At 55.5% G+C, this 25627-nt stretch carries 23 protein-coding genes and 2 pseudogenes; 10 read left to right on the forward strand and 15 right to left on the reverse strand.

The window, feature by feature from the left end; all coding sequences use genetic code 11:
* Positions 1–48 precede the first annotated feature (48 nt).
* Together QMK51_RS17585 and QMK51_RS17590 are read right to left on the reverse strand one after the other, a co-directional pair.
* Entirely contained in the window at positions 49–1380 is a 1332-nt protein-coding gene (locus QMK51_RS17585; RefSeq protein WP_320391060.1) for a hypothetical protein, read from the reverse strand.
* A gap of 321 nt (positions 1381–1701) precedes the next feature.
* Positions 1702–2532, reverse strand: a complete 831-nt coding sequence (locus tag QMK51_RS17590) for an arylamine N-acetyltransferase (RefSeq protein WP_320391061.1) — start codon at positions 2530–2532, stop codon at positions 1702–1704.
* A gap of 333 nt (positions 2533–2865) precedes the next feature.
* Here QMK51_RS17590 and QMK51_RS29010 point away from each other — a divergent pair.
* Positions 2866–3168 (forward strand): annotated as a pseudogene (locus QMK51_RS29010) (IS66 family transposase); the annotation flags it as partial.
* A gap of 14 nt (positions 3169–3182) precedes the next feature.
* Positions 3183–3761, forward strand: coding sequence for a plasmid pRiA4b ORF-3 family protein (locus QMK51_RS17600; RefSeq protein WP_320391062.1), 579 nt, complete (start codon positions 3183–3185; stop codon positions 3759–3761).
* A gap of 217 nt (positions 3762–3978) precedes the next feature.
* Here QMK51_RS17600 and QMK51_RS29015 read toward each other — a convergent pair.
* The 12 genes and pseudogenes from QMK51_RS29015 to QMK51_RS17665 all read right to left on the reverse strand — a co-directional run.
* Positions 3979–4268, reverse strand: a pseudogene (locus tag QMK51_RS29015) (hypothetical protein); the annotation flags it as partial.
* 35 nt (positions 4269–4303) lie between these two features.
* On the reverse strand, positions 4304–4909 hold the full coding sequence (locus tag QMK51_RS17615) for an aminodeoxychorismate/anthranilate synthase component II (protein WP_320391063.1): 606 nt from the start codon (positions 4907–4909) through the stop codon (positions 4304–4306).
* On the reverse strand, positions 4890–6413 hold the full coding sequence (locus tag QMK51_RS17620; protein ID WP_320391064.1) for an anthranilate synthase component I family protein: 1524 nt from the start codon (positions 6411–6413) through the stop codon (positions 4890–4892). The genes QMK51_RS17615 and QMK51_RS17620 overlap by 20 nt, the downstream gene beginning before the upstream one ends.
* A 130-nt stretch (positions 6414–6543) precedes the next feature.
* Positions 6544–7155 carry a glutathione S-transferase family protein gene (locus tag QMK51_RS17625; RefSeq protein ID WP_258696407.1) on the reverse strand — a complete coding sequence of 204 codons (612 nt, stop codon included), beginning with the start codon at positions 7153–7155 and terminating at the stop codon, positions 6544–6546.
* Positions 7156–7258: 103 nt separating this feature from the next.
* On the reverse strand, positions 7259–8104 hold the full coding sequence (locus QMK51_RS17630) for a glutamate racemase (RefSeq protein WP_320391065.1): 846 nt from the start codon (positions 8102–8104) through the stop codon (positions 7259–7261).
* Positions 8105–8150: 46 nt separating this feature from the next.
* Positions 8151–8753: a LysE family translocator gene (locus QMK51_RS17635; protein WP_320391066.1), complete on the reverse strand. Its 603-nt coding sequence runs from the start codon at positions 8751–8753 to the stop codon at positions 8151–8153.
* Positions 8754–8847: 94 nt separating this feature from the next.
* Positions 8848–9561, reverse strand: coding sequence for a glutamine amidotransferase (locus QMK51_RS17640; RefSeq protein WP_320391067.1), 714 nt, complete (start codon positions 9559–9561; stop codon positions 8848–8850).
* A 46-nt stretch (positions 9562–9607) separates the two neighbouring features.
* Positions 9608–10786, reverse strand: coding sequence for a 4-hydroxybenzoate 3-monooxygenase (locus QMK51_RS17645; RefSeq protein ID WP_320391068.1), 1179 nt, complete (start codon positions 10784–10786; stop codon positions 9608–9610).
* 151 nt (positions 10787–10937) lie between these two features.
* Complete coding sequence (locus tag QMK51_RS17650; protein WP_258700749.1) at positions 10938–11321, reverse strand: cytochrome c; 384 nt, start codon at positions 11319–11321, stop codon at positions 10938–10940.
* 949 nt (positions 11322–12270) lie between these two features.
* On the reverse strand, positions 12271–12393 hold the full coding sequence (locus QMK51_RS17655; protein WP_258696412.1) for a hypothetical protein: 123 nt from the start codon (positions 12391–12393) through the stop codon (positions 12271–12273).
* A 30-nt stretch (positions 12394–12423) separates the two neighbouring features.
* A complete protein-coding gene (locus QMK51_RS17660; protein ID WP_320391069.1) occupies positions 12424–15009 on the reverse strand; it encodes an EAL domain-containing protein in 2586 nt (861 codons plus the stop codon).
* A gap of 185 nt (positions 15010–15194) precedes the next feature.
* A complete protein-coding gene (locus QMK51_RS17665; protein ID WP_320391070.1) occupies positions 15195–16766 on the reverse strand; it encodes a diguanylate cyclase in 1572 nt (523 codons plus the stop codon).
* 383 nt (positions 16767–17149) lie between these two features.
* On the opposite strand from QMK51_RS17665, the gene QMK51_RS17670 reads away from it, so the two are divergent.
* Complete coding sequence (locus tag QMK51_RS17670; protein WP_320391071.1) at positions 17150–17632, forward strand: hypothetical protein; 483 nt, start codon at positions 17150–17152, stop codon at positions 17630–17632.
* 3 nt (positions 17633–17635) lie between these two features.
* On the opposite strand, the gene QMK51_RS17675 is transcribed toward QMK51_RS17670, so the two are convergent.
* The gene (locus QMK51_RS17675) at positions 17636–19384 is read right to left on the reverse strand and encodes a L,D-transpeptidase family protein (protein ID WP_320391072.1); all 1749 of its coding nucleotides are present in this window, start codon (positions 19382–19384) and stop codon (positions 17636–17638) included.
* A gap of 81 nt (positions 19385–19465) precedes the next feature.
* On the opposite strand from QMK51_RS17675, the gene QMK51_RS17680 reads away from it, so the two are divergent.
* The 7 genes from QMK51_RS17680 to QMK51_RS17710 all read left to right on the forward strand — a co-directional run bounded on the left by QMK51_RS17680 (position 19466) and on the right by QMK51_RS17710 (position 25590).
* A complete protein-coding gene (locus QMK51_RS17680) occupies positions 19466–20173 on the forward strand; it encodes a murein L,D-transpeptidase catalytic domain family protein (RefSeq protein WP_320391073.1) in 708 nt (235 codons plus the stop codon).
* 147 nt (positions 20174–20320) lie between these two features.
* Complete coding sequence (locus QMK51_RS17685) at positions 20321–22105, forward strand: copper resistance system multicopper oxidase (RefSeq protein WP_320391074.1); 1785 nt, start codon at positions 20321–20323, stop codon at positions 22103–22105.
* Positions 22106–22115: 10 nt separating this feature from the next.
* Entirely contained in the window at positions 22116–23003 is an 888-nt protein-coding gene (locus QMK51_RS17690; protein WP_320391075.1) for a copper resistance protein B, read from the forward strand.
* A 54-nt stretch (positions 23004–23057) separates the two neighbouring features.
* Complete coding sequence (gene copC / locus QMK51_RS17695) at positions 23058–23441, forward strand: copper homeostasis periplasmic binding protein CopC (RefSeq protein ID WP_258696420.1); 384 nt, start codon at positions 23058–23060, stop codon at positions 23439–23441.
* 3 nt (positions 23442–23444) lie between these two features.
* Positions 23445–24368, forward strand: a complete 924-nt coding sequence (gene copD / locus QMK51_RS17700) for a copper homeostasis membrane protein CopD (RefSeq protein WP_320391076.1) — start codon at positions 23445–23447, stop codon at positions 24366–24368.
* A 158-nt stretch (positions 24369–24526) separates the two neighbouring features.
* Entirely contained in the window at positions 24527–24868 is a 342-nt protein-coding gene (locus tag QMK51_RS17705; protein WP_320391077.1) for a hypothetical protein, read from the forward strand.
* A 305-nt stretch (positions 24869–25173) separates the two neighbouring features.
* Positions 25174–25590 (forward strand): hypothetical protein, encoded by a 417-nt coding sequence (locus QMK51_RS17710; RefSeq protein WP_320391078.1) that lies wholly within the window; start codon positions 25174–25176, stop codon positions 25588–25590.
* The last annotated feature ends 37 nt before the right edge of the window (positions 25591–25627 follow it).

The following is a 25627-nucleotide window of genomic DNA, read 5'->3' on the forward strand; positions in this document are numbered from 1 at the left end:
ATTCATCAAGACAAAGAACCAAATAGTCCAGAAATCGTCCGCAGAACCTTAAAGCCCCACCAACTCAGAAAGCTCTGGACGGTCAGATTTTGCGCGTGGGGATTCGGAAATCACAGGCGTCAGAGGAAGTCCATGACTCTCCCCGCACTTGCAACAGGTCGTCACCCCCTTGATTACAGACGTCGAACTCGTAGCACGATCATCCACACGCTCAGCGATGACATCCCAGATTTGTCGAAGCCTTTTCACATGCAGATCGTCCCTGATGATAGACACCAATGCTTCAGCATGGTCGGAGTGCCTCAGGTCAACCTCGCTATTGGAAAAAAGCCGAAAACGCTCGATGCCTACGTCATTACCCGGATCCGCTGACTCACCGAGCGCCAACACCGTCATCAACCGGTTCTTCAATGCAGGGTTATAGATCATTCTTTCCAGATCAAAGATCGTGCGGATGTTCATCTCGCGCAACTTCAACGCCTTTTCGGGGCCTACGGCGAGAATAAGCTGGGCCTGAGCGACCCAGTCAATCACCTCATAGAGCCCGTAAGGTGTCTCTACAAAAATCTGAATGGGGTTGATCGTCGCAAGGTTTTGTACGTCCTCGATTTCAAACTCGGCAAGTCGGAACTTCATGAACGCGTCGATCCCCAGAATGACGTCCAGCGGCAATTCTTCCTGAAGTGCCTTGCTGTAACGCGAAACACGCTTCAACCTGGCCCATGGGAATTTGGCGATAATGACATTCATGCATAGCGATGGGTACAACCCGACCAGCAATGCGACCGCTGCGATTCGGCGATCCATCGCCAAGAACAAGCCACTGTAATAAATAGCGAACATGACAAACAAACCAAATAAAATATGCATTAACGAACGATAAAAGGACACTGGAGACAGATCAAAATTTGCCACCCTACGCAGGAGATATTGAACACTCCACAAATAACCGCCCAAAAATGTAAAAGAGAATACCGCCAGAAAGTTCAGATTTTGCGGCGTCTTTTCTATACCGACAGCCCATCCAAAAGCGCCATCTGATTCTATTCCACCAATCGTCAATAAAACGGCCAAAAAACCGACCGTCGACATCAAGGCGTAGAGAAACACCGGAATCATGTAATAGAGAACCGAATGGGCTTGATCAGCTCGACTCTGGATCTCCGAAGCGGGCCTGTATTTATATTTCACCAATTCAAAGGAAGGGATTATCAGCGGCGTTCCGCCCGCTTTCGTTGCGAATCCGAACAGTTTTTCCAGGTCTGCCACAATTTCGTATCGACTTGCTCGAATATTACTTCTTCCGACAAAAATACCTATCGGAAAAATCACGCCAAAAACCACCGCAACAAAGTACGACACATAATTCAGATTGGCCATGACGCGAACCTCCCAGTCTAACTTCCTACCCCGTCCCTATTGCAACATTGCTGGCCTGACTATGTTACGGCATGACTGCTCGACCCCGCTTGTGACAAACGCACCATTGACTGCATCTATAAAAGCGCCCCAACTTAAACGTGCCTGACTTAACTTGTAGTTGAACGCGCGAGGACCGCCAAACAAAACGAAAACTCTTTTATAATATAAATAACCGACATTATGGCAATTTGACATAAGCGCAAACGAAAGCAACTACGCAGGGACAATACAATCGTTTCACCCGATGTTCGCTTCAGCGACATCGGGTCGCGATGGCTATTATTTTCGACTGGTAATTAATTGATTTATAACGCGCTCCAACTCTGGGTGCTGTGGTACGCGTATATCAAACTCACTTTTCAGCAACCCGATCAACTCATCCACATCCACCACCTGCCGCCGCTCGCTCTCACTGCCCATGCGATGAATGGCAAAACTGCCGTTGTTCAGCGTGCGTCGCCATCCCTCCCCCGTCCGCGCCACCATCAGTTGCGTCACGAAGGGTGATTCGGGATGAGTCGAGACGTACCAGTTGCCGAGGTCATAGTCGATGTCCTCCTGACGTTGCAGGTCGAAGATGTACATCGCTCGCCATTCACCGCAAACGTTGGCACGCAGGGTATAGCCGTCCGCATGCTGTTCGATGCGATAGGGTTCGTGGGGGGTGAGCTGTTCGGCTTCGGTGTCGAGCATCAACGGTGCGGTGGGCACCATGCCGCCGAAGCCGACGTCGGTGATGTAGCGCACGCCATCAAGGGTCACCAGGCTCAAACGGTGAGTGCGTGCGGTCCACGCGCCTTCGGGCTGGTTCATGACCACGCGGCCGGTGATGCCGCGCGCCTCGAAACCCAGCGTCTGAAGCAAGGCCAGGAACAGGTTGTTGAGTTCGTAGCAGTAACCGCCGCGACCGTCGTGCAGGACTTTCTGCTCGATGGACGGCAGGTCGATGAGCACCGGCTGCCCCAACAGCGTGGCGAGGTTTTCGAACGCAAAGGCACCGGTGTGGCGCAGCTGCAATTGCCGCAGGGTTTCCAGGGTTGGCGCCGGCGGGGCGTCGATGCCCAGGCGTTGCAGGTACAGGGCAAGATTCGTCAGTCGTGGCTCGCTCATCGCTCAATCCTTATGCAAACCTTCATCATGCAAATCTCAGTGATCAAAATTGACAGGATGGCGTATCCCGATCCGATCTATCCAGAAATTCATCACTGATCCGCTTGGATAGTGTGACCTCACTCCATCCCGCAAGTGAGAGGTGTGCGCTGACGCCAGCACTAAAATCATTCGCCCACTGCCTCCCAACGCCACCATTTTGCGGCTATTGTCGAGACTCCTCACGGAAGACAAAACAATATGCCGACGCGCGATGCTTCATCAGCACTCTTTGAGCACGAGTCGCGGTAGGGATGGCAGTAACCTGCCCCCCCCACACAGGTCCGTACGTGCGGAACTACCGCATACGGCTCCAGCCTCAGGTACGTGATGCGAAGCGTTCCTCTGGGTAAGGACGAACGGTTCTGGGCCTTGGTATATAGAGGTCGGCAGGCTTTTACCTACTCGCCGGATCGCAAGGGGCAGCATCCCCGCGCTCATCTCAATAGTTTCAGCGGCATCTTGCAGGCGGACGGCTACGCCGGTTTTGCTCAGCTGTATGCCACGGACAGCATTCAGGAAGCCGCGTGCTGGGCTCACGCCCGGCGCAAGTTCTACAACGTCTATAAAGACCAGGCTTCACCGCTCGCCGCCGAGGAGGCTGCTGACCCATGGCCAAAAATGTACGTTTGCTAAAACCCGAGCCTGATTTGTTGCTGTTACACATTGAGTTGAAGTGGGTCGAACCCACCATCTGGCGCCGCATAGCAGTACCCGAAAACATCACGTTGGGCACATTGCATACGGTGATCCAGTTCGCGATGGGCTGGGAGGGCGGGCATATGCATGAGTTTGAAATTGCCGGTGAAAACTACGGCATTCCCGATTCCGATGGATGGGGCCCACGCGTCAACTCGGAAACCCGCCAAACCCTGATCAAAGCGTTGTACGGGAAAAAGACGTTTAGCTATCTCTACGACTTTGGCGACGGCTGGGATCACCGGATCGAAGTCGAAAAGAAACTGCCTGCTGGGGCCTGCCCTCAGGTGCCGTACTGCGTCGACGGCGCCAATGCTTGTCCGCCGGAAGATATCGGCGATGCGCCGGGGTATGCCGAATTTCTTGAAGCGATTGCTGATCCCGATCATCCAGAGCACGACAACATGGTGGAGTGGCATGGGGATAGCTTCGACCCAACGGTTTTCGAGTGGGAGCGCGCCAATGAGCGGCTGAAGGACATTAAGGTCTGAGTTTCAAGGCGGTGTAGTTCGGACGATTACGGTACTACAACAGTGTATGAAGCCCAGGAAGTCAAATGTCTCCGGTTTCCCTAACCCTCGCCTCCTACGATTTCTCGCAGCAAAACGCTCGCACAAAAACAAACGTCCCGTACAAGTCGGGGCGTTTGTTGGGCTGGCCTTCAGTGCGTTTTCATATGGTCTGCAAAGCAGCCTTTCGAGTGGGTGGCCCCATCCAATACTTGAGCGTTCCAAAAGGATGTTCAACGGTCTGTCGACGACCCCTCATCATCGCTGGATCATCTTCTAGCCGAACCTGCCATCGCGTCGAATATCGCTTCATGCTCCCAGCGCCTCACACGGCGCTCCTTGCCCGTCGTACACGGCCTCTGCATTGCGCAGGACTGGCAGCCCCATCGTCGGCGACTCAGCGCCGATCTCTTTACGCGCCTGGTTCGCCATATTGCTGAGCTGCGTCTGGTCATGACCAACATTGGTCACCTCATGGGCAATGATCATGCTCCGTAAATGTGTCGGCGCTTCGTAGCGAGCGATCAGGTAGCGGCCCTGGTGACGCGGCCTCGCTCAACCAGTTGAAGGTAATTGGCTAACATCGCCAGGCCTTGTTGCGTCATCAATGACTCTGGATGAAATTGCACTCCATAGATCGGCAATTCTCGGTGCCGCAGCGCCATGATCTCCCCCGGCATGCCGTCTTCGTCCAGAACATGCGCCGTGGCAACTAATTGGCTGGGTAAGACACCGGCCACTAACGAGTGATACCGTGCTACTTGCAATCCGTCAGGCAGGCCGTCGAACAAGTCACGTCTGTCGTGACGGATACGTGAAACTTTTCCATGAAGCACCTCACGGGCCCTGCGCACCTCACCGCCAAAAGCGGCGGTTATGCACTGATGACCAAGACAGATGCCTAATATAGGCAAACGGCCCGCAAAATGATTGATTGCTGCGAGGGAAATACCCGCTTCGGCTGGAGAACACGGCCCAGGAGAGACAATCAAGGACTCTGGCGCCAGTTCGTCTATTTCTGCCAAGGTAATTTCGTCATTACGACGCACTTCAATATCAGCCCCTAGAACTCCCAGGTACTGCACGATGTTGTAGGTAAACGAGTCGTAGTTATCGATCATTAAATGCATACGCCACCTCCTGGCGTTGCGCGACAGTTCTACACCGGCTGGCTGCAACCCAAACCAACTGGCTTTTCTCTATCGTTTCCTGCCACTCGCGATCTGCTACCGAGTCCTGCACCACTCCGGCGCCTGCCTGAACGTAGAGACGAGCGTCTTGAAGCAGTCCGGTTCGAATGGCGATAGCCAAGTCGGCACGGCCGCTCCAATCCAAATAGCCGATGGCACCGCCATAAACCCCGCGAGAATGGGGTTCCAGTTCGGCAATAATCTCAAGCGCACGCACCTTCGACGCCCCACTCAGCGTGCCTGCAGGGAACATGCTTTTGAGCAGCTCCAAACCACTGACGTGGTCAGGTATCTGGCCGGTAACAGTAGAGACGATGTGCATGACATGGGAAAAATATTCCACATTCAGCAATTGGGTCACTTGCACACTTCCAACGTTGGCCAACCGACCGAGGTCATTTCGCGACAGATCGACGAGCATCATATGCTCGGCGATTTCCTTCGGATCAGCGAGCAGTTCTTCCTTGAGCCGATTGTCTTCGGCCACCACACTGCCCCTACGGCGTGTACCTGCCATCGGCCGGGTTGTAACCATTTGCTCTTCCTGACGAAACAACATTTCTGGAGATGCGCCGACCACTTGGCAGTCGCCCAGGTTCAGTAAGTAGCGATAGGGTGTGTGACCCAAATCAGCCAAGGAACGGTACAACGCGACGGCGTCTTCTTCGAAAGGAAGGCTCATGCGTTGGGATAAAACGACCTGCATCACATCGCCAGCAGCGATATAGTTCTTGATGCGTGTCACTGCCTTAACAAACGCTGGCTGCGGGAAGGCCGACTCGGCGGCAGGGGTTGTAGCCTCAACCACGTGCCCGCAGGGCGCGGATGGTACGAGCAATGGGCGCAAATGCGCGACTAGTCGGTTGAGTCTGTCTTGGCCGCACTGGTAATCGCCCAGGGCCTTCGGGCTTTCATGCACGATGCAATAGGCCAGACGTGCGCGGTGGTCCAGCACGACCAGATCAGTGCTGATCAATTGCAATACGTCAGGGAGCTGAAAACCGGAGGGCTTGCGGGGTACGCGACGTAAACGAGGCTCGATCAGCCGAGTCGTTTCGAAACCGAAATAGCCGAAGAACCCACCGCTGAAGGAAGGGAGGCCGGGGCACTGCGGTATACGAAAGTCCTTTTGCAGCCTGGCCAGTTCTGCCAACGGATCGTCGCAGTCAATCTTGGCTGACATCTGGCCGTCGCGATACAGGCGCAAGACGCCCTCATCGAGCTCGATTCGTTGACTGCAAGGCAGACCAATCGCCGAGTACGCCTGTTCGAACACGCCATCGTGCCAGTGCCCCGTTTCGAACAGGTAGTCTTGCCCGCAGTTGGCTAACCCTTGGTACAGCGAAAGTGCTTCGACCCCTGGCGGCAACGGCAGGCTCTGCCAAAGCGGAACATGGGTATACCCCGCTTCGCCGTAGGCAAAAAAATCTTCTAGACTCAACATTCTTGTGTCTCCTGTGAATCACGCAATAACAGAGTTGCCTCGTCTATAGGGTCTCGCCCTTCATCGACAAACCAGTCCAAGGTTTATGCAACTAAAACCCGCCCCTACACTGGAGGGGCAGGGACAGAGTTTATTTAAGTGGTGTATCGACGAACTCCGGCAGTTGCTCGATCTGGTCGGAATAGGCGGCAAGCGCGGTATAGCTTTTGACATCGACCAGGTTGGACACCCTGAATTGCGTGAAACGCCAAGCTGCGGCCACAGTCACATCGGCCTGAGACACTTGCGCGGTTGCAAGCCAAGGATTGGCGCGAACCGCAGCTTCTTCCAGAAGTGCCAACGCGGCATGCAATTGCTCGGCGATACGAGTTAGCCAAGGCTCATAGTGATATTCGACCGGCTTGTTGTGCTCATACTCGAGTTGGACAGCTTTTTCGCAAACAGCGAGGCCGAGCCCAATGAGCGAAAGCACCTTTTGATGCTGCCTCGAGTCTTTTGGCATCAAACTGTGTTTTGGTTCGACCAGCGACTCCAGATAATCAAGGATCATCGACGAGTCCATGATCATTTCGCCATTATCGCAAATTAGAGTGGGTGCCTTGACTACCGAATTGATCGCTCGGAATTCATCAGCATCGCGAAACACCGAAATCTGCCGATGCTCATGCTCCACGCCCATCAGCCGTAACGAAATTGCCACGCGCCGAACATAGGGTGATCCCATCATGCCAACAAGTTTCATCACTTTCTCCTAAAGTCTTAATCGTCCGTTTTATCTACCACTCCACTCTGTGCGCCATAAGCGAACAAAGAGTGAAACTTACACACATGATTGCTACAAGCAACTACGCATCTATTCTCGAAAACTCCACCCTTGACCCGTAGAACAAAGATGCTCGCTCTGAAACTGTTTTGACATCGCCTGTCGTAAAGAACTTATTATCTCCCACTCTTGCATTAGAGAAGCGAGGGTTACTTTTTAGGTATTCAACCAGACTCTGTGCGCAAGCATCGGACTGGGAAATTATACGCATTGAGCCCGGGAGCTCCGTTCGCCATATATGCTCAACTATCGGATAATGCGTACATCCCAAAATGCAAACATCTGGAGTTTGCGCAGCGGCATTCAGAAGCGCTTTAACATTTTTACGGATTTCGGCGCGCACTCTATCCTCAGGTGCGTCTTGCTCAATGAGCAAAGCGAGACCAGGGCATGCTTGTTGGTACACGTTTATTCCAGGACGTCTGTTATTGATTTCCACAGCAAAGGCATTTGATTGAACCGTGTGCTGAGTAGCGAAAATGGCGACGCTCTCCACAGGGTAATCAGAGTGATCATGCGTGGCAGCGGATGTCGGATTCCAAGGCGCTCCCGTAATCGCTTCAGCGACAGGTGCGATCACGCCAATCACCCTCCGACCTGGATACACTTCTGGAAGCCACGCCTGCTGTAATTTCCGCAGACTAATTGCCACCGCAGTATTACAGGCGATGACTACCAGTGAGCAGCCATACCTGAAAAGGCGATCAAGGGCGGCTTGTGTCAGATCATGGATATCGTCGGATACATTATTGCCATAGGGCGCGTTTCCATGATCACCCAAATAGACGAATTTTTCATTTTGCAAGACGGATTCAAACGCGCGCATCACCGTTAATCCGCCGCTACCGAAATCAAATACGCCAATCAAAATGAACCTCACTTGAATGCTGGTGATACCAAGCTGTCACAATCACTCAGATCGTTGTCGCAATAGCAGCAGCGACGCCGACATATAAAACGCCCGTCACCACACTCATTTGGCGTTTGGTTCGAAAAATCTTCGCCGCATGGCGAGCCAGAAGCATATACATGGAATACACCGACGTAGAAATGAATATTGCCGTCGCCACCAATGCAATGCACTGCGGGACATAAGGCAAAGTCTTATCTATGAATGTCGGAAATAATATTATATTCGTCAATATACCCTTAGGGTTTGTGAATGAGACAATTATCGCCCCCGTGAACATTTGAAGCGGTGTACGCTTGCTTGATGTCGCAACAACTACTTGGGAGTGCGAGCGCAACGATTTCAGCGCAAGATAGAACAGGTACGCAACGCCCACCCATTTAAGCCAAAACAAAATGTCAGGATTATTACTGACGAGTATACCGAGCCCCGAAAGAACAATAACTGCGTGCCCCCCGCTCGCCAACCCGAAACCAACAGCGCCCGGAAATGATTCCTTGAAACCATGATCCAGTGCTTGTGCCATAGAGAAGGCAACATTCGGCCCCGGAAGGATCGCCGCTGAAAGAAATACGACGCAAAACAATATCCAAAGTTGAAAGTCCATACTGCACTATCCCTGTATAAGTGTCGAAGCCCGTATGTTTCCGCACTGACTGAAGTTATTAGTCCGAATCTCGATACCCAGTCACTCAAATGGTTTAAGCAGGCGTTTCTATCCATTTTGGAAGAAACGCTTTGATCCAGGTTGCGACCGCGGAGTCATATAGATGCCAGCCAGCAATATGCTCATCTGCGGGCTTCGTACCAGGCGCTTTGAGCCGTTCGGTACCCCGCATTGCCCAGCGATTGATCGTCTCGTAAGTTACTTCGGGGTGAAATTGCAAAGCGTAGGCGTTACCTGCATATCGATAGGCTTGAACTGGAAAGGTCGAACCTTCGGCGAGCTGCGTAGCGCCATTGGGCAAATCGAAGCCTTCGCTATGCCACTGATAGACATGGTCTGGAAAGGGTGCGCATGCGTCAGCGGTTATCTCGTGAGCAGCAGCAAGCGGTGTTATCGGATAATAACCCGCCTCAGTTCCTCCGTTATCGAGTCGGTAGACGCGCGCACCCAAGTGCCGAGTCAGCATTTGCGCGCCTAGACAAAGACCAAGCAATGGTTTCCCTTCCTTCAACGGCTTGGCCAACCAGTTGATTTCTTCGCGAATATACTCGTCGTTGTCATTAGCACTCATCGGACCGCCGAAAACGACCACACCTTCGTACTCCCTCATACTCTGCGGAAGAGGATCACCAAATCGCGGCCTACGGATATCAAGCTCGAATCCCAGTTGACGCAGCAGGAAGCCTACTCGGCCAGGCGTAGATTGCTCCTGATGTAAGATAATCAGGATCTTCCGTATTTGACCCATTGCACAACTCCATGTTTTCAGATTAGCAACTTAATCGTGGACTGGTTCAAATCGACGCTGCGAATGGAGGATTCCCGACCCATAGTTCTGCGAAATTTTGCGCTGCGGGGCCAGACCCGAGAATACGATCAAGTTCAGCTATCTGAAGTCGTCTATGGAAATGAGAGTTGTCGTCGAAACGATGTAGCAACATGGCCATCCAGTGGGAAAACTGTACATCCCTCCACACCTGTTTCAAGGCGATGTCGGAATAAGACAGCAGGAGCTCATCCTTGTCGCTGGCATAAAATTGTTCAAAGGCGCGAGCAAGAATATTAGCATCGGAAACTGCGAGATTAAGCCCTTTTGCGGCAGAAGGCGGCACGATGTGTGCAGCATCTCCCGCTAGAAAGAGCCTTCCCTTTTGCATTTTTTCGGCAACAAAACTTCTAAGCTGCACAATACTTTTTTCGATAATCGTCCCACCATTAACTTTCTCAGGCCTACCCTCTATACGTAATTGCAAAAGATCCCAGATTCGCGAACCAGACCACTCATTGATATCTTCGTCCGGAGAACACTGCAAATAAATTCTTGAAACATTTGGGGAGCGCATGGTGAATAATGCAAGCCCGGTTTCGTGGCTGGAAAAAATGACATCCTCTGAAATGGGTGACATTTCGGCGAGAACCGCTAGCCAAGCAAAAGGATAGGTGTGCGAAAAGTGGGTAAGAGAGTCAGCGATATGCGGACGACAAATGCCATGAAAGCCGTCGCAGCCGACGACAAAGTCGCACTCTAGAGTCTGTTGTGTGTCGCCGTGCCTAAAAGAAACAGAAGGCGCATTTCCATCGGTATTATGAATCTGAACATCTGCAGCGTCGAACAAAAGTGGGTAATCTGTTTTTAAACGTGCTGCAATCAGATCCTTGATAATTTCCTGTTGACCATAAATGGTAACCGTACGCCCGGTGAGTGCTTGAAAATCCAATTCGCGCGTCGATCCATCATAATGGAACTGCAACGCAGAATGTATCATTCCTTCAGATTGAATCCTCGACCCAACACCACTTTCAGTAAGAATCTGGACCGTAGCAGGGGTGATCTGGCCTGCGCGACTGCGGCCCTCAACGTAATTTCTTGATCGACTCTCAACAACCACGTTGCTGATATTCATAAGAGAAAGAAGCTGCCCCAACATTAATCCAGCCGGGCCGGCTCCAACAATTGCAACCTTTGTCCGCATGGGTTTGTCCCTCTGAGTTATAAGGTTTTAAGAGAATTCAGCGACAGCTACTGTCCATGACTAATACTCCATCAGCTCTTCGTTGAATGATTTGTTTGCAACCGACCCTGAAATGGCTCTTGGATTTCTGTGCCCGCCTCTCATCTCAAGATCATCGTTTTTTTGAAATTACACCACTCATGTATTGATGTAGATCGCGCAGATCATTAACACTCCAAGCGTGCGGCGGTATCTTTACACCGTTCTCTCGCAAAACTTTTGGAATCAAGTTCCCACTTGGGCGGAGTATTATCGATGACACAATAACGCCCGGATAATCATTTAGTCGCTTCTTGAAAGCGGAGGTTGTAAGGTCAGGTGTTGGAGGATTGCTTTTATTAGCCAATGGCCCGGTTCCTTTGATATCTGCTCCATGGCACACGGCGCACCTCTGCAAATAGAGATTCTTCCCATTGACATCATCCGCAAAGGACAGTGATGTTTGAATAAGTGATAAAACCCCTAGTAAAGCGATGAATGATATTTTCATTTTCATGTGGCCTTGTTGGATAAATTGGTTCTGAATCAAGGGTAAACCCCAGCAGTGCCACTGCAACACTCAATTCTTTCGATAACATTTGAACCGAAATTATTCATTAGCAATGTACTCGCGAGAGATCGACTGGCTCACCGACATTGCCCCATAAGCCCTCAAACCACGGTCGTCGTTTTCACGCCACGGCCAGGCGCAAGACTGGCTTGACGTTTCTTGCATCGTCATCCCACAGGGCGCCCACGGCCAGTACCTGATGGTGAAGCGTGGACAGGGTGTGATGCATCTTCTAACGCACCACTGCATGGCGAAACACGCTCATCAGGTTGCGAGCGGGCATCGCCACGCCCAGCGCTGCCTCCGTGGCCCAGAAATCGCGTAACACAAACATTACATGCCTCCAATAGACCACGCGTTCAATAATGGTCGAGCGTGCAGGAAATGGTGGTTAATACCTGTTGACAGTGCGCGAGTTACTCAATGTATCGATATCGATTTATTCCGGCCGATAAAGTTCTTCGCACATTTCAGAGGCGAAAGCGAACGACGTCGAACATAACTAAAAGTTATGTCGTAGATGCTTTCTTCATATCGAGCGATCGCCAGCCGGCGAGGGACTAGCTCGTGCCGAAGACGTAATTACACCTATCGCCAGAACGGCGTTGAGAGGAAACTGATAATGCGCGGAGTGCCTTGGAGGAAAAGACAAGTGGAGGAGAAGACGTATTTATAGCTGCGGTATGAAACATGCCAATCCCTTGAGCGTATATAATTCTATTGATTACAATGAGTACGATCCTTACTCACGACCAATACCTTCACACTTGTTTCTGGACATGTCAATATCAAAAAAATAAATTGACAAACTTATTACTAGGAGAGTGTGAACAAAATCAGACCGTAAGTCGACGCACCAGCAATCGCGCTACTGCCAGCCACACTCAAGCTTCACTCACGCCGTGTAATCGGTGCTGCGATCACCGCGCATGACGTTGAAGGTGGCGATTTTCAGGTTCTTCATGGTCCGACACTCGCAACGGATGGACGGTATCCAGTTGTGACCGAGGGCTGCCACGGCAGTTGCCGTGACGAACGAAACAGGCGACTAAAGGTGCGCGCCCTGCTGCGGAAAATCTTCCTGCGAGGCATTGAGCAACGGCAGCAACGCATACCTGTCCACCGGACGACTGAGGTAGAACCCCTGCACCTCATGGCACTGATCCGAGATCAGAAAATCCAGCTGCTCCAGCGTCTCGACACCTTCAGCGGTCACCGTCAGGCCCATGGCCTTGCCCAGGTTGATGATCGCCTGCACCACGGCGCGATCATTGCTGCCATTGCCCATGGACGAGATGAAGCGCTTGTCGATCTTGATCCCGTCGAACGGATACGTGCGCAAGTAACCCAGCGAAGAATATCCGGTGCCGAAGTCGTCCATGTTCAGCCGCACGCCCAGCTCCTTGAGCGCGTTCATGGTCGCCAGGGCACCATCGACGTCGTTGAGCATCACGTTTTCAGTGATCTCCAGCTCCAGCCGACTGGCGGGCAAGCGGGTCTGAATCAACACTTCCCGGACGTCCTCGATCACATCGCTACGGGCAAACTGCACCGGTGACAGGTTAACCGACACCATCATCGCGCCGGGCCAGGTCAGGGCCGTCTCGCACGCCTCGCGCAGCACCCAACGCCCCAACGGCACGATCAGGTCGGTCTGCTCGGCCAGCGGAATAAATGCATCGGGGCTCAACAAGCCTTGCACCGGGTGCTGCCAGCGCAGCAGCGCTTCGACCGAAACGATCCGTTTGCCATCGACGTGATAACGCGGCTGGTAATGCATCACGAATTCGTTGTGCTTGATCGCCTGACGCAGGTCGGTTTCCAGTTGCCGACGATGCTGGATCTGATCGTTCATGTGCGTTGCAAAGTAGCACCAGGTCTTCTTGCCGTCGGATTTAGCCTGATACAACGCGATATCGGCACACCGAATCAGCTCCTGCGGAATATGCCCCTGGCGCCGACTCAAGGCGATTCCGATGCTCGCGCCGATGTGCAGCGTGTGATGGTCGTAGTGAATCGGTTGATGCAGGCTGTCGAGCAAGCGCCCGCAAAACCGGTCGATTTCCGCGTGACTGTCCATGCCATGGAGCACCAGCACGAACTCGTCGCCACCCAATCGGGCGACCAGATCAATGTCCCGCGTGCTCTCACGCAAACGGGCAGCCACTTCCAGCAATACCGCATCGCCGGCCGGGTGACCGAGGGAATCGTTGATTGGCTTGAAGTTGTCCAGGTCGATCATCAACAGGGTCAGCGCCGTTGACTGCTCTTTCAGCGCCAGCGCCTCTTCGAGGTAGCGCGCCAGTTTGTTGCGGTTCGGCAAACCGGTCAGGGCGTCGTGCAACGACAGATGCTGGATCTGCGCATGGGCGGCGACCTCATCGGTGATGTCGTTGGCCGTCCCGCGAAAACCCAGTACCGCGCCCTTGCGCCGGATCGGTCGCGCCGACACCCGGCAGACTCGTTGTTGCCCCGACTGATCGCGGTAGGAACAGCGCAAGTGGCTGACAGCCTGCTCTTCATCGAGCTTGTTCAGCCACAGCGACAAGGGTGTGGTATCGCAGTTGAGCAGTTGCCCGATGTTCTGCCCCAGCCACTGCTGATCGGAGAACCCGGTAACAATGCTGAAGCGTCCCGACAAATAGGTGATGCAATGCTGGTCGTCGACTTCCCAGATCCAGTCGGACGCGGCCTCGGCCACGGCACGAAAACGTTCTTCACTGGCCTCCAGCGCCTGGTTTGACAAATCGAGGCTGGTGTAACTGGCATCCACATGCCCGGACGTGCGCAAGACATACCGAAAGAAGTAGGCCGTCAACAACGCCAGAATCAGCAGCGCTCCGCCCAGTGGCGGCAGCAGCGACCAGAGCAGTTGATGACCCGGCTGCTCGAGCCGGGAGACCAGGCTGTAACCGGTGCCTGCGAGTGCGACGGCCGGCAGACCGGGAGCGATGGCGTCGTCGGCCGCCAGGCTCAAGTCATGCAAACCGTAGTCGGCACTCAAGACACTGAGCTTCTCGGGGTTCAATTCGTCGACGTATATCAGCACCGAAGTGCTTGTGGGATCGACCGCCGGACGCTCGTCATTGGGCACGATCGCGGCAGCCGTCAACAGCGCCGGCTTACCCTCGAACAAGGTGTACTGGCTGACGGGTTTGATGAGGCTTTCCTGACGCTGAACCGCCTCAACGAGCGGCGCCATCGATGTCGACAGATATACCGCGGCCTCGTCCTGTACCTGAAGCCCGCGCACCACGGCGTATTTGCTTCGCTGAAGATCGACCACGAAAACACCATCGTAGTGGTCCATGGTGAACAGGGTTTTACCCATGTTCTGCTCGACGTAGGCCCACTGCACATCGACCTCACCGTTCAGATGGTCGTAGGCCGTCGTCCAGTTCGCATAACTGGCGATGTAGTTTTTCGTGGCGGTGATGCGGTTTTCCAGAGCGCGCTGGGTATAGAAAGTGGTCTTGGCCAAGTCCTGGGCATCGAGCCGTCCGGCAATACTGAACAGGGCGATCAGCGCGGTCAGCACTCCAACGACAAACAGCAGACCGACAACGAATATCAGGTTGCGGGTAATTGGGGTATGGCGCGCAGGTGCGACGGTGGTAACGGCAGACAAATCCATGCATTTATCCTGTCAATCGATCGCCTGATCAGGTGAGACCGGCGAGGCCTGGTCTGTCGTGCATGACCGCCAGGCTCTCCACTGACCATAGCAGTCATGCTCGATCATCGCCCCTGGATAACACAAGTCATTGCCACACTTGAAGAAGTGATCAGAGGGCCATTGCCAATCGACGGCCGCAAGCTTCATCGATCCGAACGCATCAGTGCCTCGACGCCCCCTTCCATCGACAACACCGCCGCGCGATTGCGCCCCGAGTGCTTGGCTTGATACAGCGCCGCATCCGCGCGCTCGATGAACATATTGGTGCTGTCGTGCCCCGTCGGCACAAACGAATAACAGCCAAGACTGATCGTCACGCAACCCGTGGGCGAGCCGCTGTGGATGATGTTCTTGTCCATGACGCTGCGACGGATCTGTTCGGCGATTGTCAGCGCACCATGAATGTCGGTGTCCGGCAGCAGCACCGCGAACTCTTCACCGCCATAGCGCACCGCCAGATCGGCTTTGCGGTGACAGCAGCTCTTGAGTGCCCGCGCCACTTCGGTCAGGCAATGGTCCCCGGCCACATGGCCGTAGGTGTCGTTGTAGCGTTTGAAGTAATCGATATCGAGCATGATCAGGCTCAGCGGGCTCGACCGCCGGGCACCGCGCCCGAACTCGACCTCCAGCGCCCGCTCGAACAATCGACGGTTGGCCAGACCGGTCAGGCTGTCGTGGGTGGCGATCAATTCGAGCGTTTTCTGTGCCTTGCGCAAATCCGCCTCGATGCGCTCACCCGCACGCACCTGATGAATGAACACCCAACCGAACAACCCCACACCGAGGACGACCAGAGCGACAATGAGACTGGATTGAATCGCCGTGTCATACCAGTCCTTGAGGATCGCGTCCCTGGACGACGCCGCTGCGACCACCAGAGGATAGGCTTCGAGCTGATGATAGCCATACAGCCGGACGATGCCATCCACCACTGAGTCGATCATGGCGTTACCGGAAGTCGCGTGGGGCAAGAGCATTTGAAAGATCTCCCCTTGAGCCAGCGACGTGCCGATCTGCGACTCCACAAACGGCCGTCGCGCCAGCAGTGTTCCGTCAGTCGACGCCAAAAACATCGCACCGTTGCTATCGATGCTGAAGCTTTTGAAGAACTGATCGAAGTACGACATCTTGATCCCGGCCAGCAACAGGCCCTGAAAATTGCCGTTCTTGTCGTTTATCCGTTTGGAAACAGGAATGATCCACTCACCATTCTCCCGACTGCGAATCGCCGGCCCAATGTGCGCCACGGAAGACGCGTTCTGCTGATGGAACTGGAAATACTCGCGGTCCGCCACACCTGGGCCACGGGGCAGATTCTTGAACGAAGTCACGACCCATTGCCCCTGCTTGTCGAACAGAAATATCCCGTGCAATTGATGCAGCGCCTGCACCCGCCGGGCGAAGGTTTTCTGCAAGCGTGGCGTCTGGGCAGCGTCGAAACCATCGGTCTGGATCCAGTCCACCAGACTGGTCAATACCAGATCGGCCTTCATGAACGTGTCTTCGGCCTGCTGCGCCATGGCCCGGGTCAGGTTCGACGACGACACCTCGGCCAACGCCAGGTCGTGCCGGCGCGACTGCTCCAGTTGCAGATACAGCAGACCACAGAGACAGAGGCACACCGTCGCAATAAACAGCACCGCCGCCTTGAGCAAAGGCAGCCGCTTCAAGGCACCGCCGGGCACCTGGTGCGGATCGTGAATGGGGATAGGCAAAAGTGAGTCCTGAAAGGGTAAGGCATGGGCAACGGCCCAAAACCCTTAATTTTTGTGAGCTTAGTCTAATGGGTTGTGCGGGGTAAACGGAGGATTGGGGGATCAGTGGTCGTGACGCCATGCCTTTTAGCGACTCAATGAAAATCGCTGCATCGATGGGGACTCAATCGACCTGGGGAATTGAGTCTGTCCGCTGGCTTTGGGTCGTGCAAAAAGCAGCCCCCCCCCCTAAAGGCGCGGAACCTGTGGGAGCGGGCTTGCGCTGAACTGACGGGCATTAACCTCCGATGTTTCACACCAGTGTTTCAACCCCATGACGCAGAGCAAAACCCGCATGACGCTGAAAGAGCTACGATTAACTGACACCACGACAGGAAATCGAAATGAGTAAAGCAGACGAGCTCGCCGCGAAGCTGAAACAATCCTGGCAAACAAGTGCCGACGCGACCTTCGCCGATCAGGCCATCGACAGCTGGCCCGCCCAGGTCTACGAGCTGTATCACCAGATCGAAACCTGGTTGCAGCCACTGATCGAAGTGGGCCTGAAGCTGCGACGCAATTCCACTCACGTGTTCGAGAGCGCTCCGGACGGTGCGACCTACGATTACGCCATCGACCAACTGCTGATCGAAGGCAACCACCACAGCATCACCTTCGATCCTGTCGCTCGCTTCACCGCCGACGGTGCCGGGCGGATCGAAATCCACGCGACAGGCAAGGAACTCGCCCTGTTACGCACCGTGAACGAACACGGCGAGACACAGTGGTGGCTTCAGGCAATCGAGCAACCCGGACAACAACCGGATGCGATCGCACTGACGGAACACAATTTGCTGCTGGCTGTGCAAGAAGGCTTGGGGCTTTAAGGCCTACAACTTACTCTGCTCCGCTGCCACCGAGGGAGGCGCCGCTCGCCTCCCGTCCAGCGCCGGCCGCTCCGAAGGCCGATTCAACGCCCGCAATACCGGGGAATCGTACCCATACACATCGGGCTTGAATGTCACGCGTCCATCAAGACTCAGGTCCACCGTCCAGTAGGCCAACAGCACCGGCACTTTCACCGGGAGTCTGATGTTCTCTGTCTTGCCGCTGGCTAACTGCTTTTGAATCCCTTCGCTGTTCCAGTGAACCGGATCGTTGAACAACAGCTCCACCAATTGCAGCGGGTTTTCTACCCGAATACAGCCGGAGCTGGTCGCGCGATTGGATTTCGCGAACAGCTCACGATGCGGCGTGTCGTGCAGATAAATCGAATACTCATTGGGAAAACGAATCACCACCTGCCCCAGCGAGTTATCCGACCCCGCATCCTGACGCAGGGTAAGGCCGCGCGGGTTGTCCCAATCGACAGTCGACGGATCGAGCACATTGCCATCTCGATCGATCACGCGAATCCGGCTCGCCTCAAGGTAGCCAGGATTGTCGCGAATCTTCGGCAGCATGTCCTTGAGCAGAATCGTCGGTGGCACGGTCCAGGTGGGATTGAATGTGATGTAGGTGATCGCGGATTGAAAAATCGGCGTGCTGCGAAACGGCTTACCGACCTGCACCCGTGAGCGCCAGATCGGTTTGCCATCGCGATAGAACGCGACTTTGTACCCGGCGATATCGACAACAACGAAGGTGCCTTGAAGTTTGTACAGCAGCCATCGAGCTCGCTCCATGTTCACGCGAACCTGGTCGATGCGTGCCTCGACCGACACATTCAGTTCCGCGAGTGTCGCTGGCCCCGCGACACCGTCCGCCCCCAGGTATTGCTCGGCTTGATACTTTTTCACCGCCGCGGTGACGGTGTCGTCGTAGTCGGTACGAGCAGTCGCTTGCACGAGATAACCGCCCGCCGCCAGACGGGCTCGCAACTGCGCGACCGAGGCGTCGTCCATGCCGGGCCTGAGCGTTTGCCCTTCCGGGATCTTTGGCCAACCGCCCCTGTCGCGAACCTTGCGCAGTTGCGCCAGGCCCTGTCGCAAGGTGCCGTAAACCGCTTCTTGAGGCGGCGCCTGAGCGAAGGCGCGCGCAATGTCATGGCTGTCGAGGGCGGCTAAAAATTTGTTGACGTCCTCCCGAGGATCGACGCCAACGGGGTCGAAGTTCCAGTGGATGTCCAGCCGCGAAGGGTCGACCTTGCCGCGCCGCAACTGCAGCAGCGCCGTGATGAACGTCTGGGTGGCGGAGATATCAAAAGCTGCCCGTTGCCCGGGGGTTGGGGTGGTTGTCTGCATCAACGCGTGGGCCTCGGCCAACTCGGCGATCCGGAAATCCGCGGGGTTCAGGCCATCGGTCTGGGTATCGCCCAAGCTTTTCAATAACAGGGCGACATCGTCATCGTCCGTCCAGGCGGCGCGATAGCCACGATGACTATAGAAATCCATCACCACTCGGTTCACATCAACGCGCTGATGGCCCGGTGACGTAAGCAGCGGCGGAAACGCCGAACTCAATGGCGCCAATTCAGCCTGAATCGCTTGGCCGACATAATCGCCGGGGGCCGCTTCAGCCGCAGCGCTAACGGGAGATACCGGCTCAATCGGCGAATTTTGTGCGATCGCCGTGCCGCTTATCAGAAAGCCCATAAAAAAGATGCGGCTTATGACGAATAACCTTGTTAACTGCCCCATGGATAATCCTTAATCTCCCGTTTTCAACCGGCTAGCGTCGTGCGCGCTGCTAGACTCGAAATATTCAGATGAGACTTGCATATGGCCCCACACCGCTTTGGCTGCTTAATGACGGCCCTGCTGCTGACTGCATTTTTTACATTACCGGCAGCCTACGCCGATTCGCTTGAAGCTGCCTTGGTCAAAGCGGCCCCTGATGCCAACGCCAAGGTCATTGCCCTGGCCGTACGCGCCTTCCAATGCAGCCGAGCCCAAGACGCGGTCCCGGTGCAGAGACTCGCAGTGATCGATTATTCCCTGCCCTCGACCATGCAACGTCTTTGGGTATTCGACCTTAAACAACGCAAATTGTTGTTCCATGAACTGGTCGCCCATGGCCGCAACAGCGGCGAGAACATGGCCAGCCAGTTCTCCAATCAGAATGCCAGCTACGCCACCAGCCTGGGTTTGTACCGCACCCAATCCAGCTACGTCGGGCAGAACGGTTATTCCCTGCGCATGGAAGGTCTGGAACCGGGTTTCAACGACAACGCTTTCGAGCGAGCGATCGTCATTCACGGCGCGCCTTACGTCAGCCCAGACCTGGCGCGGGCCAATGGCCGGATCGGCAGGAGTCTCGGTTGCCCGGCCGTGAGGCCTGCGATTGCACATCGACTGATCGACTCGATGAAAGATGGGCAGTTGTTATTTTCTTACTATCCGGATCAGCGTTGGTTGAAGTCTTCTTCGTATATCAATTGCGGTAATACCACCGTGGCGGATTCGTCCAGGTCCAACAGCAGTCCTTGAACATCGTGTGAAACTGTCAAAACTGTAATCTTGGCCTCAGCCTGCTGAAAGGCACTGCCCGTTAGCCTTCTCCTCATCAAGCTCTCTGCCCTCCGCTCAGGATGGACCTGAGGGCTTCATCAGGCTGACCGGACGGGATAAAACGGCATGCATTCCAACACCTCAAGACGCACCTTCGTGAAGGGCCTGGCCGCTGGCGGGGTGCTCGCTGGCCTCGGACTGTGGCGCACGCCGGTCTGGGCGGTCACCAGCCCCGGCGAACCGAATGTGCTGGCCGGTACCGACTTCGACCTGTTCATCGGCGAAACCCCGGTCAACATCACCGGCAACCCTCGAACCGCGATGACCATCAACGGCGGTATTCCCGGCCCTCTGTTGCGCTGGCGTGAAGGTGACACCGTCACGCTGCGGGTGAAGAACAAACTCAAGGACAGCACCTCCATTCACTGGCACGGCATTTTGCTGCCGGCCAACATGGACGGCGTGCCGGGTTTGAGCTTTCACGGCATTGAACCGGGCGGAATGTACGTCTACCAGTTCAAAGTCCGGCAGAACGGCACTTACTGGTACCACAGCCATTCGGGCTTTCAGGAACAGTCCGGGGTTTACGGGCCGTTGGTAATTGATGCCAAGGACCCGGAGCCTTTCCAGTACGACCGCGATTACGTGGTGATGCTCACCGACTGGACCGACGAAGACGCAGTCGGCCTGATGAAGAAACTCAAGAAACAATCGGACTACTACAACTACAACAAACGGACGGTGGGGGACTTCATCCACGACGTCAGCGAGAAAGGCTGGGGCTCGACAGTCGCCGATCGCAAGATGTGGGCCGAGATGAAGATGAACCCTACCGATCTGGCCGATGTCAGCGGCGCCACCTACACCTACTTGATGAACGGCCTGGCGCCGAACATGAACTGGACGGGCCTGTTTCGGCCGGGCGAAAAGTTGCGATTGCGCTTTATCAACGGCTCGTCGATGACCTACTTCGACGTGCGTATTCCGGGCTTGAAAATGACCGTGGTCGCGGCGGATGGTCTGCACGTCAAACCGGTGAGCGTCGACGAATTCCGCATCGCGGTGGCGGAGACGTTCGATGTGATCGTCGAGCCGACCCAGGACGCCTACACCCTGTTCGCGCAATCGATGGATCGAACGGGTTATGCGCGAGGCACCCTGGCGGCGAAGGCCGGGTTGTCGGCGCCGGTTCCAGCGCTGGATCCGCGACCGCTGGTGACCATGGATGACATGGGCATGGGCGGCATGGATCACGGCAGCATGGGCGGCGACATGGCGGGGATGGATCACGGTGCCATGCAAGGCATGGACGGCGGCGACATGCAGGGCATGGACAACATGACCGGAATGGATCACAGCAGCATGGCCATGGGTGGCATGGCCGGTATGCAATCCCATCCCGACACGGAAAAAGACAACCCGCTGGTGGACATGCAAGCCATGAGCACCGTGCCAAAACTCGACGACCCGGGCATCGGCCTGCGCGACAACGGCCGCCGTGTACTGACCTACTCCGACCTGCGCAGCACCTTCGAGGACCCGGACGGCCGCGAGCCCGGCCGCACCATCGAACTCCACCTCACCGGCCACATGGAGAAGTTCGCCTGGTCGTTCAACGGCGTGAAGTTCTCCGACGCCGAACCGCTGCGCCTCAAGTACGGCGAGCGGGTTCGGGTGGTGCTGGTCAATGACACGATGATGACTCACCCCATTCACCTGCACGGCATGTGGAGCGACCTCGAAGACGAGAACGGCCAGTTCATGGTGCGCAAACACACCATCGACATGCCACCGGGATCAAAGCGCAGCTATCGAGTCACCGCAGATGCGCTCGGCCGCTGGGCCTACCACTGCCATCTCCTGTACCACATGGAAATGGGCATGTTCCGTGAAGTTCGCGTGGAAGAATAAGGCGCTCCCCATGACCAGACTCACTCCGTTCTCTTTGGCCCTCGTTACCGTGGGCCTGACGCTCTCTTCGGCCATGGCCGCCACCGACGACATGCAGGGCATGGACCATAGCCAGATGCCAGGCATGGATCACAGCCAAATGCAGAGCATGGACGATGGGCAAATGCAGCCCGCCGCGCGGACCCAAAGCCGCACGCCGATCCCGACATTGACCGACGCCGACCGCGCCGCCGTATTCGTCAGCCCCGCCGGCCATGACATGCACGACAGTGCGCTCAACTATTACTTCCTCGCCGACAAACTCGAATGGCAGGACGCCGACGACGGCAGCGCATTGGCGTGGGATTTGTCCGGCTGGATCGGCGGCGACATCGATCGCCTGTGGTTGCGCTCCGAAGGCGAACGCGTCAATGGCAAAACCGAAGACGCCGAAGTCCAGGCGCTGTGGGGTCATGCCATCTCCCCGTGGTGGGAGGTGGTGACCGGCGTGCGCCAGGATTTCAAACCCGGCGACCCGCAAACCTGGGCCGCGTTCGGCGTGCAAGGCATGGCCCTGTACAACTTCGAAACCGAGGCCACCGCGTTCATCGGCGAAGGCGGCCAGACCGCTGCACGGCTGGAAGGCGACTACGACATCCTGCTCACCAACCGGCTGATTTTGCAGCCGACCGCCGAGCTCAACGTCTACGGCAAAAACGACCCGCAGCGGGGCATCGGCTCCGGGCTGTCCAACACCGAAGCCGGCCTGCGACTGCGCTATGAAATCCGCCGGGAGTTCGCGCCCTACATCGGCGTGACCTGGAACCGCACCTACGGCAAAACCGCCGACTACACCAGGGACGAAGGCGAGGACCGCAGCGAAGCCCGCCTGGTCCTCGGCGTTCGGCTGTGGTTCTAAACGCTTCAACTCAAAACCTAAAAACCAACCGCTTGAAGCGGTAAGAGGCCTTGCATGCGCATCATCAAAACCACTGCTGTCGTCATCGCACTTTCCACCGGGCTGCTCATGAGCGCACTGGCTCAAGCCCACCCGAAACTGCTCTCCTCCACCCCGACCGAAGGCTCGGATGGTGCGGCGCCGAGTAATATCGAACTGCACTTCTCCGAAAACCTCATGACCCAATTCTCCGGCGCCAAACTGGTCATGACCGAAATGCCCGGCATGGCCCACTCCCCCATGCCCATGAAAGCCAAAGTCTCCGGTGGCAGTGACCCGAAAACCATGGTCATCACCCCGCTCTCACCCCTGCCCACCGGCAGCTACAAAGTCGAATGGCGCGCCGTGTCTTCGGACACTCACCCGATCACCGGTAATGTTACGTTCAAAGTGAAGTGATTGATGAGCGACTCGGTCGGCATTGCCCTGCGGTTTGCGTTGTATGTGGATTTGATGCTGTTGTTTGGAGTGGCGCTTTTTGGGCTGTACAGCCTCAAAGGGCAGGAACGGGTGTCGGGAGCAGTGTTGCCGTTCCGGTCGATATTGGCGGGAACGGCGGTGCTTGGCGCGGTGTTGTCCGTCGCCACCATGGTGATGATGGTGAGCGCCATGAGCGGGGAATCGGACTTTGCCGAGTTGCGTCCGCACATCGAGATGATGGTGTTGGAGACGGACGTCGGGTTGGCCTGGACGGTTCGCATCGTTGCGCTGGTTGTCGCTGGTTTAGCGGTGATGCTCCGTGCGCCGGGTGTCGGCTTGTTGGTCGCCGTTTTTGTCGGCGGCATCGCCCTCTCCAGCCTGGCCTGGAGCGGGCATGGGGCGATGGATGAAGGCAGTCGTCGTTATTGGCATTTCGCAGTGGATATTCTGCATCTGCTGGCGGCGGGGGCTTGGCTTGGGGCGTTGATGGCGTTTGCGTTGATGGCGAAAATCAACGCCCTACAAACTGAAGTGCGCCTCCGGTTGTTGGTCCGCGCTGTTAATCGGTTTGAGGTTGTTGGCGCGGCCATCGTATTGGTGATCACGGTAACGGGGGTTGTGAATTATCTGTTCATCGTTGGGCCGAAGCTCGATGAGGTGTTTCTCAGCACTTACGGGATTTTGCTGTTTATCAAAGTGATGCTGTTTGCCGGCATGCTGGTGCTCGCCGCGTTGAACCGGTTTCACCTTGGGCCGTTTTTGCAGCGATCGTTGCGGGACGGGCAATACGCGGTCGCCGCCAATGCGCTGCGGCGCAGCGTGGTGGTGGAGCTGGCAGCGGCGGTGTTGATTGTGGGGTTGGTGGCTTGGCTGGGGACGTTGAGTCCGGAGATGGACGCACTGTAGAGAATGTATATCTGCAACATCCGATGACCGGCCAGGCAGTCGGTGGACAGGAAGAGGGTCCTTTACTAGCGTCTAACCACACCAGATTTCAAGCCAAAGGGTTCAACACCCAAGCGCCAAGGTGAAAAAGCGGCGCAATTATCGAAAGGAGTTCGAAAATGGCTGAAGTAATGAAAGTAGTGGATGTCGACTTAAAAATACTTAAATCAAACCCACCGCAGCTACACATATCGGCAATTGGCTTGGTGAGTTCTGGTGGATGGACAAACCCGAGACTGGAGCCACGGGTTTATATCCAGTTCCCGCCTGACGGCATTCAAGACTTCGATTTTGTTGCTGATCCGCCCCAAGGGGCTGCTATACAGGTCATCCTTCCCATTGACGCATCAAAACTTTGGAAAGAGCCGCCACTCGATAAACTCAAGGGAGTAAGAGTCCACTCTGCCAGCAACTCGATTGAAGCGCATCTTAAGAGTTCGAAGTCCGTGGCTTGTGGATAAACAACTCATGTGAAGGGATACGTGTCGGGCCTTGCCTGACACGTATCGCGCATTGGAATGATCGGGATGCTGGGACACTGGAGAAGCGCTTTCACTCCACTGATTCCCGCTTGCCCCCCTCCATCACAAAAGCCTGATAACCATAAAAAGCACAATGATGCTCTGTGGGCGTCGTTTGATATGGATCAACAACGCCCTCCAACCGTGGCGTAAGTTCAAGATCACTCCCTCTAACGGGAACACGACATACTCTGGTTCGCAGCCATCCGACGCTGCCGATCCGCGCTATCACTGTGGAGATCGCCATGCACATCTACATCAAACCCCTCCTGGCCGCTCTGCTCATGAGCGGCCCATTGCTGGCACTGGCTACCGAATACCCCGAAACGGCGCCCGCCGCCCCCGCCAATGACGCAGCCCAAACCATGCCCATGCCCATGCAAGACAAGGCCATGAGCGAACAGATGAAGAAAATGCAGGCAGCTCACGACAAAATGATCGCCGCCAAAACTCCGGCCGAACGCCGGGCGGCGATGCAGGAAGCCATGATTACGATGAGAAACAGCCTCGGCATGATGCATGACCATTGCCCAGGTATGGGTATGGGGATGGGCAAAGGCATGTCCGGCGGCAAGAACGGCTCGGATACAGCGATGATGGACATGATGATGAAAATGATGGATCAACAATCCAGCATGATGAAGATGCCGATGGGTCAATAAACATCACGCCATAGCCCCCCGTCGCGGAGGTTCGCAC

The sequence above is a fragment of the Pseudomonas sp. P9_31 genome (assembly GCF_034008235.1).
GTDB lineage: Bacteria > Pseudomonadota > Gammaproteobacteria > Pseudomonadales > Pseudomonadaceae > Aquipseudomonas.

Bases quoted from the DNA above. Each gene is read 5' to 3' on its own strand.
- QMK51_RS17690 (WP_320391075.1), top strand. From the start codon at position 22,116: ATGACCAGACTCACTCCGTTCTCTTTGGCCCTCGTTACCGTGGGCCTG.
- QMK51_RS17615 (WP_320391063.1), bottom strand. From the start codon at position 4,909: ATGCATTTAATGATCGATAACTACGACTCGTTTACCTACAACATCGTG.
- QMK51_RS17680 (WP_320391073.1), top strand. From the start codon at position 19,466: ATGGCCCCACACCGCTTTGGCTGCTTAATGACGGCCCTGCTGCTGACT.
- QMK51_RS17600 (WP_320391062.1), top strand. From the start codon at position 3,183: ATGGCCAAAAATGTACGTTTGCTAAAACCCGAGCCTGATTTGTTGCTG.
- QMK51_RS17585 (WP_320391060.1), bottom strand. From the start codon at position 1,380: ATGGCCAATCTGAATTATGTGTCGTACTTTGTTGCGGTGGTTTTTGGC.
- copC (WP_258696420.1), top strand. From the start codon at position 23,058: ATGCGCATCATCAAAACCACTGCTGTCGTCATCGCACTTTCCACCGGG.
- QMK51_RS17670 (WP_320391071.1), top strand. From the start codon at position 17,150: ATGAGTAAAGCAGACGAGCTCGCCGCGAAGCTGAAACAATCCTGGCAA.
- QMK51_RS17705 (WP_320391077.1), top strand. From the start codon at position 24,527: ATGGCTGAAGTAATGAAAGTAGTGGATGTCGACTTAAAAATACTTAAA.
- QMK51_RS17645 (WP_320391068.1), bottom strand. From the start codon at position 10,786: ATGCGGACAAAGGTTGCAATTGTTGGAGCCGGCCCGGCTGGATTAATG.
- QMK51_RS17625 (WP_258696407.1), bottom strand. From the start codon at position 7,155: ATGAAACTTGTTGGCATGATGGGATCACCCTATGTTCGGCGCGTGGCA.
- QMK51_RS17650 (WP_258700749.1), bottom strand. From the start codon at position 11,321: ATGAAAATGAAAATATCATTCATCGCTTTACTAGGGGTTTTATCACTT.
- QMK51_RS17660 (WP_320391069.1), bottom strand. From the start codon at position 15,009: ATGGATTTGTCTGCCGTTACCACCGTCGCACCTGCGCGCCATACCCCA.
- copD (WP_320391076.1), top strand. From the start codon at position 23,445: ATGAGCGACTCGGTCGGCATTGCCCTGCGGTTTGCGTTGTATGTGGAT.
- QMK51_RS17635 (WP_320391066.1), bottom strand. From the start codon at position 8,753: ATGGACTTTCAACTTTGGATATTGTTTTGCGTCGTATTTCTTTCAGCG.
- QMK51_RS17590 (WP_320391061.1), bottom strand. From the start codon at position 2,532: ATGAGCGAGCCACGACTGACGAATCTTGCCCTGTACCTGCAACGCCTG.
- QMK51_RS17710 (WP_320391078.1), top strand. From the start codon at position 25,174: ATGCACATCTACATCAAACCCCTCCTGGCCGCTCTGCTCATGAGCGGC.
- QMK51_RS17675 (WP_320391072.1), bottom strand. From the start codon at position 19,384: ATGGGGCAGTTAACAAGGTTATTCGTCATAAGCCGCATCTTTTTTATG.
- QMK51_RS17685 (WP_320391074.1), top strand. From the start codon at position 20,321: ATGCATTCCAACACCTCAAGACGCACCTTCGTGAAGGGCCTGGCCGCT.
- QMK51_RS17640 (WP_320391067.1), bottom strand. From the start codon at position 9,561: ATGGGTCAAATACGGAAGATCCTGATTATCTTACATCAGGAGCAATCT.
- QMK51_RS17620 (WP_320391064.1), bottom strand. From the start codon at position 6,413: ATGTTGAGTCTAGAAGATTTTTTTGCCTACGGCGAAGCGGGGTATACC.